Origin of the sequence: Streptomyces sp. NPDC091287, from assembly GCF_044768525.1 — a bacterium.
Lineage (GTDB): Bacteria > Actinomycetota > Actinomycetes > Streptomycetales > Streptomycetaceae > Streptomyces.
In genome coordinates this window covers 338,765-351,706 of sequence record NZ_JBIVUV010000002.1, presented here as the reverse complement: position 1 = coordinate 351,706, position 12,942 = coordinate 338,765, and the positions used below count along the sequence as shown (strand labels likewise).

10 protein-coding genes are annotated in these 12,942 nt (G+C 71.8%); 8 read left to right on the top strand and 2 right to left on the bottom strand.

The features are described from left to right. Positions 1-76 precede the first annotated feature (76 nt). Positions 77-823: a PepSY domain-containing protein gene (locus tag ACIQRW_RS04370; protein WP_403754166.1), complete on the top strand. Its 747-nt coding sequence runs from the start codon at positions 77-79 to the stop codon at positions 821-823. A gap of 82 nt (positions 824-905) precedes the next feature. Here ACIQRW_RS04370 and meaB read toward each other — a convergent pair whose 3' ends face one another. Together meaB and ACIQRW_RS04360 are read right to left on the bottom strand one after the other, a co-directional pair. Continuing rightward, positions 906-1,874 carry a methylmalonyl Co-A mutase-associated GTPase MeaB gene (meaB, locus tag ACIQRW_RS04365; protein WP_403754163.1) on the bottom strand — a complete coding sequence of 323 codons (969 nt, stop codon included), beginning with the start codon at positions 1,872-1,874 and terminating at the stop codon, positions 906-908. Between the two features lie 58 nt (positions 1,875-1,932). Beyond that, a complete protein-coding gene (locus ACIQRW_RS04360) occupies positions 1,933-3,108 on the bottom strand; it encodes an acetyl-CoA C-acetyltransferase (RefSeq protein WP_403754435.1) in 1,176 nt (391 codons plus the stop codon). A 175-nt stretch (positions 3,109-3,283) separates the two neighbouring features. Here ACIQRW_RS04360 and mce point away from each other — a divergent pair, with 175 nt between their 5' ends. From mce to ACIQRW_RS04325, 7 genes are all read left to right on the top strand, one after another. Then, positions 3,284-3,712 (top strand): methylmalonyl-CoA epimerase, encoded by a 429-nt coding sequence (gene mce, locus ACIQRW_RS04355; protein WP_403754160.1) that lies wholly within the window; start codon positions 3,284-3,286, stop codon positions 3,710-3,712. A gap of 200 nt (positions 3,713-3,912) precedes the next feature. Beyond that, the gene (scy, locus tag ACIQRW_RS04350) at positions 3,913-7,806 is read left to right on the top strand and encodes a polarized growth protein Scy (RefSeq protein WP_403754157.1); all 3,894 of its coding nucleotides are present in this window, start codon (positions 3,913-3,915) and stop codon (positions 7,804-7,806) included. Positions 7,807-7,990: 184 nt separating this feature from the next. Continuing rightward, on the top strand, positions 7,991-8,929 hold the full coding sequence (locus ACIQRW_RS04345; RefSeq protein WP_018958966.1) for a cellulose-binding protein: 939 nt from the start codon (positions 7,991-7,993) through the stop codon (positions 8,927-8,929). An 84-nt stretch (positions 8,930-9,013) separates the two neighbouring features. Further along, positions 9,014-10,018, top strand: a complete 1,005-nt coding sequence (locus ACIQRW_RS04340) for an ABC transporter ATP-binding protein (protein ID WP_403754154.1) — start codon at positions 9,014-9,016, stop codon at positions 10,016-10,018. Positions 10,019-10,023: 5 nt separating this feature from the next. Beyond that, positions 10,024-10,803 (top strand): ABC transporter permease, encoded by a 780-nt coding sequence (locus tag ACIQRW_RS04335; protein WP_403754151.1) that lies wholly within the window; start codon positions 10,024-10,026, stop codon positions 10,801-10,803. 130 nt (positions 10,804-10,933) lie between these two features. Then, positions 10,934-12,088: an ABC transporter ATP-binding protein gene (locus tag ACIQRW_RS04330; RefSeq protein ID WP_403754148.1), complete on the top strand. Its 1,155-nt coding sequence runs from the start codon at positions 10,934-10,936 to the stop codon at positions 12,086-12,088. Next, a complete protein-coding gene (locus ACIQRW_RS04325; RefSeq protein WP_403754145.1) occupies positions 12,085-12,936 on the top strand; it encodes an ABC transporter permease subunit in 852 nt (283 codons plus the stop codon). Before ACIQRW_RS04330 ends, ACIQRW_RS04325 begins: the two co-directional genes overlap by 4 nt. The last annotated feature ends 6 nt before the right edge of the window (positions 12,937-12,942 follow it).

Here is a 12,942-nt window from a genome sequence, read left to right as displayed (position 1 = left end):
GGCTTCAGGTTGCGTTCAGCAACGTCCCGGCAGTGTGGGTCACGTCGAACAGCAGCAGCTCTCGGGAGGAACCCTCATGAAGCGCAACGTCACCATCGCAGCGATCACCGCGGCCGTGCTCATCGGCGGCACCACCGCCGCCACCGTCGCCTTCGCGGACGACGGTGACCGCCGGGGAGGCACGTCCACGCAGCAGCCGGCCGGCACGGACCGCGACGACCGCGACGACCGCGGCGACGACCAGTCCTACGCCGACGCGGAGGCCCCCCGGACGGACGGTGGCGCGAAGAGCACCCGGATCACCCTCGACCAGGCCGTCGCCGCCGCCCTGAAGAGCGTCCCGGGCACGGTCACCGAGGCCGAGCTGGACGATGACGACGACGACCACGGCCGCGCGGTCTGGGAGCTGGACGTCCGCGGTTCCGACAAGAAGTGGCACGACGTGACGGTGGACGCCGCCAACGGCAAGGTCCTGAAGACCCACGACGACAACGACGACCGCGACCGCCACGCGCCCCGCTCCTCCGCCATCACCCTGAACCAGGCGGTGGACGCCGCTCTGAAGGCCGCGCCGGGCAGCGCCACGTCGATCGACCTGGACGACGACGATGACGACGACAACCGCGGGGGCGACGTCCTGCGCTGGGACATCGACATCACGGGCAAGGACGGGAAGCAGCACGAGCTGCGCGTCGACGCGAAGACCGGCAAGGTCACCGTGGACCGCGACGACGACGGCGACGACGACCGGGACGACCGCGCGGACGACCGGGACGACGACCGCGGCGACGACCAGGATGACCGGGACGGCGACGACAGCTGACGGAGGCCCGGGCGGACACACGTGAGCAACTGAAGGCCCCCGGGGCGGCGTCGGTGCCGCCCCGGGGGCCTTCAGCACGTACTCAGGAGCTTCCCGTCAGCCCCGCCACCAGCTCATCGGCCGCCGCGTACGGGTCCAGGGTCCCCGACACGATGCGCTCGGCCAGGGCGTGCAGGCGGCGGTCGCCGCGCAGGTCGGCGATCTTCTCGCGGAGCGCGGTGACGGCGATCGTCTCGACCTCGTGCGCGGCACGGGCGGTGCGGCGCTCGGCCAGCACGCCGTGCTCCTCCATCCAGGCCCGGTGCTTCTCCAGGGCCTCGACGACCTCGTCCGTGCCCTGGCCCCGGGCGGCGACCGTCTTCACGATCGGGGGGCGCCAGTCGCCGGGGCCCCGGGACTCCCCCAGGCTCAGCATGTGGTTCAGCTCGCGGGCGGTGGCGTCCGCGCCGTCCCGGTCGGCCTTGTTGACCACGTAGACGTCGCCGATCTCCAGGATCCCGGCCTTGGCCGCCTGGATGCCGTCGCCCATGCCCGGGGCGAGCAGCACGACGGAGGTGTCGGCCTGGGAGGCGATCTCCACCTCGGACTGGCCGACGCCGACCGTCTCGACGAGGACCACGTCACAGCCCGCCGCGTCCAGCACCCTGATGGCCTGCGGCGCGGACCAGGCGAGGCCGCCCAGGTGGCCCCGGGTCGCCATCGAGCGGATGTAGACGCCCGGGTCGGAGACGTGGTCCGCCATCCGGATCCGGTCACCCAGCAGCGCCCCGCCGGAGAACGGCGAGGACGGGTCGACGGCGAGGACGCCGACCCGCTTGCCCGCCCGGCGGTAGGCGGAGACCAGGGCCGAGGTGGAGGTGGACTTGCCGACGCCCGGCGAGCCCGTGAGCCCGACGACGTAGGCGTGGCCGGCCAGCGGCGCCAGCGCGGCCATCACCTCCCGCAGCTGCGGGGACGCCCCCTCCACCAGCGAGATCAGCCGGGCCACCGCACGCGGCCTGCCTGCTCGCGCCTGCTCGACCAGCGTGGGGACATCCACGTCCACGTTCACCGCTCCGTATCTCCTGCTCTGCCCCGGAACCCTCACGGGCCCGGAATCCGTACGGGTACTACTTGCCCGGAACGCGGATGATCAGCGCGTCGCCCTGACCTCCGCCGCCGCACAGCGCGGCCGCGCCGGTTCCGCCGCCGCGCCGCTTCAGCTCCAGGGCCAGGTGCAGGACGATCCGGGCGCCGGACATCCCGATGGGGTGGCCGAGCGCGATGGCGCCGCCGTTGACGTTGACCTTGTCCGAGGTGACGCCCAGGTCCTTCATGGACTGGACGGCGACGGCCGCGAACGCCTCGTTGATCTCGATCAGGTCGAGGTCCTCGACGCCGAGGCCGTCCTTCTTCAGGGCGTGCCGAATGGCGTTCGAGGGCTGCGACTGGAGGGAGTTGTCGGGGCCCGCGACGTTTCCGTGGGCGCCGATCTCGGCGATCCAGTCGAGGCCCAGCTCCTCCGCCTTCGCCTTGCTCATCACGACGACCGCGGCGGCGCCGTCGGAGATCTGCGAGGAGGTGCCGGCGGTGATCGTCCCGTCCTTGGCGAAGGCCGGGCGCAGCTTGCCGAGGGTCTCCGCGGTCGTCTCGGCGCGGATGCCCTCGTCCTTGGCGAAGAGGACCGGGTCGCCCTTGCGCTGCGGGATCTCGACCGGGGTGATCTCGGCCTCGAAGAGACCGTTCTTCTGGGCGGCGGCGGCCCGCTGGTGGGACTGCGCGCCGATCTCGTCCTGGGCGGCGCGGTCGAGACCGAGGCGGCTGTTGTGCTTCTCGGTGGACTCTCCCATCGGGATGTTCTCGTACGCGTCGGTGAGGCCGTCGTGCGCCATCGAGTCCAGCATCCCGATCGCGCCGTACTTGTGGCCCTCACGGGACTTGGGGAGCAGGTGCGGGGCGTTGGTCATGGACTCCTGACCGCCCGCGACCACCACGTCGAACTCCCCGGCGCGGATGAGCTGGTCGGCCAGCGCGATCGCGTCGAGCCCGGACAGACACACCTTGTTGACGGTGAGCGCGGGGACGTTCAGCGGGATGCCGGCCTTGACCGCGGCCTGCCGGGCGGGCATCTGGCCCGCGCCGGCCGTGAGTACCTGACCCATGATCACGTACTGGACCTGGTCACCGCCGATGCCGGCCCGGTCCAGGGCGGCCTTGATGGCGAAACCGCCGAGGTCGGCGCCGGAGAAGCTCTTGAGGGAGCCGAGGAGGCGGCCCATGGGCGTCCGGGCGCCCGCGACGATCACTGAGGTGGTGGTACCGGTCGTTGCTGGCATGGGCACGGCCCCTTGGGATCGGATGTGAACGAGGGTTTACCTGAATGTACTGAGAGGCATCGCGCCCGTCATCCGGCAACCGGTGTGACGGCGCGCACGTTGCGTAACCGTGGCGGGAGCGGCGTACGGGCTCCATGCTGATTCCATGTTGACGCGAATCGATCACATCGGGATCGCCTGTTTCGACCTGGACAAGACCGTCGAGTTCTACCGTGCCACGTACGGCTTCGAGGTGTATCACTCCGAGATCAACGAGGAGCAGGGCGTCCGGGAGGCGATGCTCAAGATCAACGGCACGTCGGACGGTGGGGCCTCCTACCTCCAGCTGCTGGAGCCCACCCGGGAGGACTCGGCGGTCGGCAAGTGGCTGGCGAAGAACGGGGAGGGCGTGCACCACATCGCCTTCGGTACGGAGGATGTGGACGGGGACGCCGCGGACATCCGTGAGAAGGGCGTCCGGGTGCTGTACGACGAGCCCAGGACGGGGTCGATGGGGTCCCGGATCACGTTCCTGCACCCCAAGGACTGCCACGGTGTCCTCACCGAACTGGTCACGAGCAAGACGGAGCACTGACCACCGCATACCCGGCCCGGTAGAGTGGGCGGCTCCGGGCCGGGGCCGGGTCGGGGCCGTACCGCGTCCTCGTCGTTTGTCTGTCACCATTCCCCGGGGGACTCACGCCGGCGAGCAGCTCGTGCGGAGAGTCGCTACCAGGGTTGGGGGCTCCCCTGCTCGAACAAAGTTGAGAGCTCGGGGAAGGATGGGACCGCGCAGTGCGGGGCTACGAACGCCAGGAGAGCCACCGGGCTGAAGACGACCATCTCTCGCGGTTCGAAGCCGAGATGGACCGGCTGAAGACCGACCGGGAGAAGGCTGTCCAGCACGCCGAGGACCTCGGATACCAGGTCGAGGTCTTGCGTGCCAAGCTGCACGAGGCCCGGCGCAATCTCGCCACCCGTCCCGCCTACGACAGCGCGGACATCGGCTACCAGACCGAGCAGATGCTGCGGAACGCGCAGGTCCAGGCCGAGCAGATGCGCGCCGACGCCGAGCGCGAGCTGCGCGAGGCCCGTGCCCAGACGCAGCGGATCCTCCAGGAGCACGCCGAGCACCAGGCGCGCCTTCAGGCCGAGTTGCACACCGAGGCCGTCCAGCGCAGGCAGCGGCTCGACCAGGAGCTGGCGGAACGCCGCCAGACCGTCGAGTCGCACGTCAACGAGAACGTCGCCTGGGCCGAACAGCTGCGCGCCCGCACCGAGTCACAGGCCCGCCGGCTGCTGGAGGAGTCCCGCGCCGAGGCCGAGCAGGCGTTGGCCGCCGCCCGCGACGAGGCCGCCCGGCTGGCGGAGGAGACCCGTCGGCGCGCCGGCTCGGAGACCGAGACCGCCAGGGCCGAAGCCGAAGCGATCCTGCTGCGCGCCCGCAAGGACGCCGAGCGGCTCCTCGGGGCCGCCTCCGCACAGGCGCAGGAGGCCACCAGCCACGCGGAGCAGCTGCGCTCCAGCACGACCGCGGAGACCGACCAGACCCGCCAGCAGACCGCCGAGCTGAACCGGTCCGCCGAGCAGCGCCTCTCGGAGGCCGAGACCCGGCTGCGCGAGTCCCGCCTGGAGGCCGAGAAGCTCCTCTCCGAGGCGAAGGACGCCGCCGCCAGGCAGTTGGCCGCCGCCGAGTCGCAGAACGAACAGCGCACCCGTACGGCCAAGTCGGAGATCGCCCGGCTGGTCGGCGAGGCCACCAAGAGCACCGAGGCGCTGAAGGAAGAGGCCGAGCAGGCGCTCGTCGACGCCCGCGCCGAGGCGGAGCGGCTGGTCGCCGAGGCGGGCGAGAAGGCCCGTACGGTCGCCGCCGAGGACGCCGCCGCCCAGCTGGCGAAGGCGGCCCGCAGCGCCGAGGAGGTGCTCACCAAGGCCTCCGAGGACGCGAAGTCGACGACGAGGGCGGCGAGCGAGGAGGCCGAGCGGATCCGCCGCGAGGCGGAGGCCGAGGCGGACCGGCTGCGCGGCGAGGCCGCCGAGCAGGCCGACGAGCTCAAGGGCGCGGCCAAGGACGACACCAAGGAGTACCGGGCCAAGACGGTCGAGCTCCAGGAGGAGGCCCGCCGGCTGCGCGGCGAGGCCGAGACGCTGCGCTCCGAGGCGGTCGCCGAGGGCGAGCGGATCCGGGGCGAGGCCCGCCGCGAGGCGGTCCAGCAGCTGGAGGAGGGCGCCCGCACCGCCGAGGAGCTGCTGACCGAGGCCCGCTCCGACGCGGACGAGCTGCGCACCAAGGCGAACGGCGAGAGCGAGCGCATCCGCACCGAGGCCGCCGAGCGGGCCGCGACCCTGCGCAAGCAGGCCGAGGAGACGCTGGAGCGCACCCGGACCGAGGCCGACAGGCTGCGGGCCGAGGCCGAGGAGCAGGCGGCTGCCGTCACGGAGGCGGCCGAGCGGGCCGCGGCCGAGCTGCGCGAGGAGACCGAGCGCGGTGTCGCCGCCCGGCAGGCCGAGGCCGCCGACGAGCTGACCCGGCTGCACACCGAGGCCGAGACCCGGCTCGCCGCCGCCGAGGAGGCGCTCGGCGAAGCCCGGACCGAGGCCGAGCGGATCCGCCGCGAGACGAACGAGGAGGCGGAGCGGCAGCGCGCCGAGGCCGCCGAGCGCGTACGGGCGCTGACCGAGCAGGCCGGGGCGGAGGCCGAGCGGCTGCGCGACGAGGCGGCAGCCGATGCCGCCCAGTCCCGTGCCGAGGGCGAGAACATCGCCGTACGGCTGCGCGGTGAGGCCACCGCCGAGGCGGAGCGGCTCAAGTCCGAGGCGCAGGAGAGCGCCGACCGGGTGCGCGCGGAGGCCGCGGCCGCCGCCGAGCGGGTCGCCGCCGAGGCCGCCGAGGCGCTGAACGCCGCCCAGGAGGAGGCCACGCGCCGCCGCCGGGAGGCCGAGGAGATCCTCGGCGCGGCCCGGACCGAGGCGGAGCAGGAGCGCGAGCGGGCCCGCGAGCAGAGCGAGGAGCTGCTCGCCTCCGCCCGCAAGCGGGTCGAGGAGGCCCAGGCCGAGGCACACCGGCTCGTCGAGGAGGCGGACGCGAGGGCCACCGAGCTGGTCTCGGCCGCCGAGCAGACGGCCCAGCAGGTACGGGACTCTGTCGCGGGTCTGCAGGAGCAGGCCGAGGAGGAGATCGCCGGGCTGCGCTCGACGGCCGAGCATGTCGCGGAGCGCACCCGGAGCGAGGCGCAGGAGGAGGCGGACCGGGTCCGCACCGACGCGCACGCGGAGCGGGAGCGGGCCTCCGAGGACGCGGTCCGGCTGCGCCGGGAGGCGAACGAGGAGGCGACCCGTCTCCGGCGGGAGGCCGAGGAGGAGACCGACGCCGCGAAGGCGCTGGCCGAGCGGACGGTCTCCGACGCGATCGGCGAGTCGGAGCGGCTGCGCGCGGACACCTCCGAGTACAGCCAGCGGATGCGCACCGAGGCGTCCGACGCGCTGGCTTCGGCGGAGCAGGACGCGTCGAAGGCCCGTGCCGAGGCCCGGCAGGACGCCAACCGGATCCGTTCGGAGGCGGCGGCCCAGTCGGACCGGCTGATGGCCGAGTCGGCCAACGAGAGCGAACGCGTCCGCAACGAGGCGGCCCAGGCCTCCGAGCAGCTCGTCGTCGAGGCCACCACGGAGGCCAACCGCCGCCGGGCCGAGTCCACCGAGCAGGCGGACCGGATGCTGGCCGAGGCGACCGGCGAGTCCGAGCGGCTGCGCGCGGAGGCGGCGGAGCTGCTCGGCTCCGCGCAGGAGCACGCGGCCCGCACCCGCGAGGAGGCGACACGGCTGCGCGCGGAGGCGGAGTCGGCGGCCGAGGAGATGCGCTCCGACGCCCGCCAGGAGGCGGACCGGCTGCTGGACGAGGCGCGCGAGGCGGCGGCCAAGCGCCGTGCGGACGCGGCCGAGCAGGCGGACCAGCTCATCAACAAGGCGCGGGAAGAGGCGCTGCGTACGGCCACCGAGGCCGAGGGTCAGGCCGACACGATGGTCGGCGCGGCCCGCAAGGAGGCCGTGCGCATCACCTCGGAGGCGACCGTCGAGGGCAACACCCTGGTCGAGCGCGCCCGTACCGACGCCGACGAACTGCTGGTCGGCGCACGGCGCGACGCGACGGCGATCCGGGAGCGGGCCGAGGAGCTGCGGGCCCGGCTGGAGAGCGAGATCGAGGAGATGCACGAGCGGGCCCGCCGGGAGACGTCCGAGCAGATGAAGACCGCCGGCGAGCGTGTCGACAACCTGATGAAGGCGGCGACCGAGCAGCGCGACGAGGCCGAGGCGAAGGCCAAGGAGCTGATGGCCCAGGCCAATTCGGAGGCGAGCAAGGTCCGTATCGCCGCGGTGAAACGGGCCGAGTCGCTGCTGAAGGAGGCCGAGACGAAGAAGGCCGGGCTGATCCGCGAGGCGGAGAAGCTGCGGGCCGACGCCGAGGCCGAGGCCAAGCAGACGGTCGACGAGGGCAAGCGCGAGCTGGACGTCCTGGTGCGCAGGCGCGAGGACATCAATGCGGAGATCTCCCGTGTCCAGGACGTGCTGGAGGCGTTGGAGTCTTTCGAGGCTCCGACCGGGGGCGGGAAACCGGGCGGCGGTTCCGCGGGGGGAGCCAAGGCTCCGGCGGCGGCGGGCACTCGGTCGGGGGGCAAGTCGTCCGAGCGGTGACCGATCCGCGGTGTGCCGTGCTTCGTCATGGACATTCAAACCTTCGAGTGGCAAGCACTCCGGGGGTCAGCCACTCAAAAGGGGTGTCATTCTCCAGATCAAACCGGCATCTTCACGCTGACACGCCGCCATGGCCCCTAGGATTCCCCCTATCACCTCACCGGTCTCATTCGACAGGAACCTCATGAGTGACCCTTCCTCCCCCTTCGGCTTCGAGCTCGTGCGACGAGGCTACGACCGCGGTCAGGTGGACGACCGCATCACCAAGCTCGTCGCCGACCGTGATAGTGCCCTGGCCCGAATCACCTCTCTGGAAAAGCGCATCGAGGAGCTGCACCTCGAGACGCAGAACGCCCAGGCCCAGGTAAACGACGCCGAGCCGTCGTACGCCGGTCTCGGCGCCCGTGTCGAGAAGATTCTCCGCCTCGCCGAGGAGGAGGCCAAGGACCTCCGAGAGGAGGCCCGTCGCGCGGCCGAGCAGCACCGGGAGCTCGCCGAGTCGGCGGCCCAGCAGGTGCGCAACGACGCCGAGTCGTTCGCCGCCGAGCGCAAGGCGAAGGCCGAGGACGAGGGCGTCCGCATCGTCGAGAAGGCCCAGGGCGAGGCGAACACGCTCCGCACCGACGCCCAGAAGGACGCCCAGCAGAAGCGCGAGGAGGCCGACGCCCTCTTCGAGGAGACCCGCGCCAAGGCCGCCCAGGCCGCGGCCGACTTCGAGACCAACCTCGCCAAGCGCCGCGAGCAGTCGGAGCGCGACCTCGCGTCCCGCCAGGCCAAGGCCGAGAAGCGTCTCGCCGAGATCGAGCACCGCGCCGAGCAGCTCCGCCTGGAGGCCGAGAAGCTCCGCACGGACGCCGAGCGCCGGGCCCGCCAGACGGTGGAGACCGCCCAGCGCCAGGCCGAGGACATCGTCGCCGACGCCAACGCCAAGGCCGACCGGATCCGCAGCGAGTCGGAGCGCGAGCTGGCGGCGCTCACCAACCGCCGCGACTCGATCAACGCGCAGCTGACCAACGTCCGCGAGATGCTGGCGACGCTGACCGGCGCCGCCGTGGCCGCCGCCGGCTCCCCGGTCGAGGACGAGCCCGCCACCCGCGGTGTCCCGGCCCAGCAGACCCGCTGACCCCCGGCGCGTGTAATACCCCCGTGTGCGCCCGGTTCCGCCCTTGTGGTGGCGCCGGGCGCTCGGGCGTTCTAGCGTGAACGCATGATCGAGCTCGATGGACTCACCAAACGGTTCGGCAGCAAGATCGCCGTCGATCATTTGTCGTGTCAGGTCAGACCGGGCATCGTGACCGGCTTCCTCGGCCCGAACGGAGCGGGCAAGTCCACCACGATGCGGATGATGCTCGATCTCGACAACCCGACCAGCGGTACGGTGCGCATCGACGGCAAGCACTACCGCGAACTCCAGGAACCGCTGAAGTACATCGGGGCGCTCCTCGACGCCAAGGCAATGCACGGCGGCCGCAGCGCGTACAACAACCTGCTGTGCCTGGCGCAGAGCAACCGCATCCCGAGCAGCCGGGTCGACGAGGTGCTCGACATGGTCGGCCTGAGCGCGGTGGCGAAGAAGAAGTCCAAGGGGTTCTCCCTCGGCATGGGCCAGCGGCTCGGCATCGCGTCCGCGCTGCTCGGCGATCCCGAGATCCTGATGTTCGACGAGCCGGTCAACGGACTGGACCCCGAGGGCATCCACTGGATCCGCAATCTGATGAAGGCGCTCGCGTCGGAGGGCCGGACGATCTTCGTCTCGTCCCACCTGATGAGCGAAATGGCGCTGACCGCCGACCATTTGATCGTGATCGGCCAGGGCAAGCTGCTCGCCGACACCTCGATGGCGGACTTCATCCACGAGAACTCCCGCAGTTACGCGCGGCTGCGCTCCCCGCAGCAGGAGCGGCTGCGCGACGTGCTGCACCAGGAGGGCTTCGCCGCCGTCGAGACGGCGGGCGGCGTCCTGGAGATCGACGGCGCCACCACCGAGGAGTTGGGTGAGCTGGCCGCCCGGCACCAGTTGGTGCTGCACGAGCTGAGTTCCCAGCGGGCCTCCCTGGAGGAGGCGTTCATGCAGATGACCGCAGGTTCGGTGGAGTACCACGCCCATTCGGAGCGGGACCCGGCGGCCGAACCACCCGCGGTGGGAGCCGGCTGGGGCGAGAACTGGAACAAGCCCGCGGGCACCGACCGCACCGACGGCAAGGGGGCGTGACGACCATGGCATCGGTACCCGCGGTTCTCACCTCGGAATGGACCAAGATCCGGTCGGTGTCCTCGACCACCTGGACGCTGATCTCCGCGTTCGCCGTCACGGTCTTGATGGGCGCGGGGGTCAGCGCCTTGCTGAACTCCACGTTCGACGACCTCCCCGAGGCCGAGCGGCTCACCTTCGACCCGACCCTCGTCAGCTTCTCGGGGATGATCCTGGGCCAGCTCGCCATGATCGTGTTCGGGGTGCTCGTGGTCGGTACGGAGTACAGCTCCGGCATGATCCGCACCTCGCTGGCGGCCGTGCCGCAGCGCGGGACGCTCCTCTTCAGCAAGATCACGGTGGCCGGGGGGCTGGCCCTCCTCGTGGGCCTGCTCACCAGCTTCGTCACGTTCTTCCTCGGCCAGGCCCTGCTCGGCGACCGGGGCACCGATCTCGGTGCCGAGAACGTGCTGCGCGCGGTCATCGGCGGCGGCCTCTACATGGGACTCATCGCGATCTTCTGCATGGGCGTCGCGGCGATGCTGCGCAGCTCCATGCTGTCGCTGGGCATCCTGATTCCGTTCTTCCTCCTGGTCTCGCAGATCCTGATCGTGGTGCCCTACGCCAAGGACGTCGTCCAGTACTTCCCCGACCAGGCCGGTTCGAAGATCATGCAGGTGGTCCCGGAAGCGATGAACAGCGATCCGGCCCCGTACGGCCCCTGGGCCGGGCTCGGGATCATGGTGCTCTGGGTGCTGGCGGCGGTGCTCGGCGGCTTCCTGGTCCTGAAGAAGCGGGACGCGTAACGGTCCGCTCGCACGCTGTGCGCAACTTGGCCGGAACCGTCACCGCCTGGTTATCCTCCTAACTCTTACGGGGGTGCGCGGCCGGGTGGCCCGAGCCCCGAACGACAGAGTGAGTCGATGGGGCTGGAGAATGATCGAGGCAGTCGGCCTGACCAAGCGCTACGGCGCGAAGACGGCCGTGGACGACCTTTCCTTCCAGGTGCGGCCGGGAGCCGTCACGGGGTTCCTCGGTCCCAACGGGTCGGGCAAGTCCACGACCATGCGCATGATCCTCGGCCTGGACCGCCCCACCGCAGGTCACGTCACGATCGGCGGCCACCCCTACCGCGACCTGCCGAACGCCCCGCGCCAGGTGGGCGCGCTGTTGGACGCCAAGGGCGTGCACGGTGGACGCACCGCCCGCAACCACCTGCTGTCCCTGGCCCAGCTGGCCGGCATCCCGGCGGCCCGGGTCGATGAGGTGCTGGGCGTCGTCGGCCTTAGGGACGTCGCCAAGCAGCGCTCCAGGGGGTTCTCGCTCGGGATGGGGCAGCGGCTCGGGATCGCGGCGGCGCTGCTCGGCGATCCGGAGGTGCTGCTGTTCGACGAGCCGGTCAACGGTCTCGACCCGGAGGGCATCCACTGGGTCCGCAATCTGATGAAGATGCTGGCCGCCGAGGGGCGCACGGTCTTCGTCTCGTCCCACCTGATGAGCGAGATGGCGCTGACCGCCGACCATCTGATCGTGATCGGGCGCGGCCGGCTGCTCTCCGACATGAGCGTCACGGACTTCATCTCCGCGAACTCCGCCGACTTCGCCCGGGTCCGGGTGCCGGACGACGGCACCGAGGAGCGGCAGAAGCTGACGGCCTCGCTCATCGAGGCGGGCGGCCGGGTCATGACGGAGCCGGGCGGCGCGCTGCGGGTCACCGGGCTGCCGCTGCCGCGGATCAGTGACCTGGCCCACGGCTGCGACGTACGGCTCTGGGAGCTGTCGCCGCACCAGGCCTCCCTGGAGGAGGCGTACATGCGCCTCACGCAGGGCCTGGTGGACTACCGCTCGACGGACGACGCCAAGGCGGGACTCGTGGAGCCGCTCCCCCAGGACGCGTACGGAAGCGCCGACAGCTTCGCGTACCCCGAGCCGGTGGAGGTGCCTCAGGAGGGCTGGTACGCCCCGCCGCCGCCCGTTCCGGGGCAGAGCCCCGCGCCCGCGGCGCCCTCCCCCGCAGCCGAGCCCTCCCCCGCAGCCGAGTCCTCTTCCGCCGCCGCGGCCGGAGAGCAGACGAGCAAGGACCTCCGATGACGACGCCGGCCACCCCGCGGGCCCACCAGCAGGCGCCGGACGCCGGCCTGCTGGGCTCCTACGAGTCGCCGATCCCGATCCGGCCCGCCACCCTCGGCGACGCGGTCGCCTCGGAGTGGACCAAGATCCGTTCCGTGCGCGCCACGATCTGGACGCTCGGCGTGATGATCGCGCTGATGCTGACGATCGGGCTCGGCACCGCGCTGCTGCTCGCCGCGGACGGCAGCAGTGGCATGCCGGACGAGCCGGTCCTGGCCCTCGGCTTCTTCGGGGTGCTGCTGGGCTCGATCTGTGTGATCACGCTCGGGGTGCTGACCATCGGTTCCGAGTACAGCACCGGCATGATCCGTACGACGCTGACAGCCTGCCCGAGCCGGGGCCGGGTGCTCTCGGCGAAGGCGATCGTGTTCTCCTCGCTGGCCTTCGCCGTCACGACGGTGACCGCCACGGTCGTGGCGGGGCTCCAGAACCTGATCCTGGACGGCGCTCCCGGGTCGGCCGACGACTGGCTGCGCGGCACCGTCGGGATCGGGCTCTACATCGCGGCCCTCGGTCTGTTGTCGCTCGGGGTCGGCGCGATCGTGCGGCACTCGGCGGGCGCGATCACCATCATGATCGGCGTGGTGCTGGCGCCCCTGGTCCTCGCGCTGTTCATGTTCGCCAACAGCCTGCGGGGTCTTCAGCGCTTCCTGATCGACTACTCGATCCCCAACCAGATCGGCGGGCTGTACGGCACGACGATGACCAGTACCGGCCCGTCCGGCTGGGAGCCGCTGCTGCTGATGCTGTGCCTGGCCGCCGCGGCGCTGGGCGGGGCCGTCGTGATACTGAACCGGCGCGACGTCTGAGGGACC

Excerpts from the sequence above, each read along its gene's own strand:
- ACIQRW_RS04335 (WP_403754151.1), top strand. The coding sequence starts at position 10,024 with ATGGCATCGGTACCCGCGGTTCTCACCTCGGAATGGACCAAGATCCGG.
- ACIQRW_RS04330 (WP_403754148.1), top strand. The coding sequence starts at position 10,934 with ATGATCGAGGCAGTCGGCCTGACCAAGCGCTACGGCGCGAAGACGGCC.
- mce (WP_403754160.1), top strand. The coding sequence starts at position 3,284 with ATGTTGACGCGAATCGATCACATCGGGATCGCCTGTTTCGACCTGGAC.
- ACIQRW_RS04370 (WP_403754166.1), top strand. The coding sequence starts at position 77 with ATGAAGCGCAACGTCACCATCGCAGCGATCACCGCGGCCGTGCTCATC.
- ACIQRW_RS04340 (WP_403754154.1), top strand. The coding sequence starts at position 9,014 with ATGATCGAGCTCGATGGACTCACCAAACGGTTCGGCAGCAAGATCGCC.
- ACIQRW_RS04345 (WP_018958966.1), top strand. The coding sequence starts at position 7,991 with ATGAGTGACCCTTCCTCCCCCTTCGGCTTCGAGCTCGTGCGACGAGGC.
- ACIQRW_RS04325 (WP_403754145.1), top strand. The coding sequence starts at position 12,085 with ATGACGACGCCGGCCACCCCGCGGGCCCACCAGCAGGCGCCGGACGCC.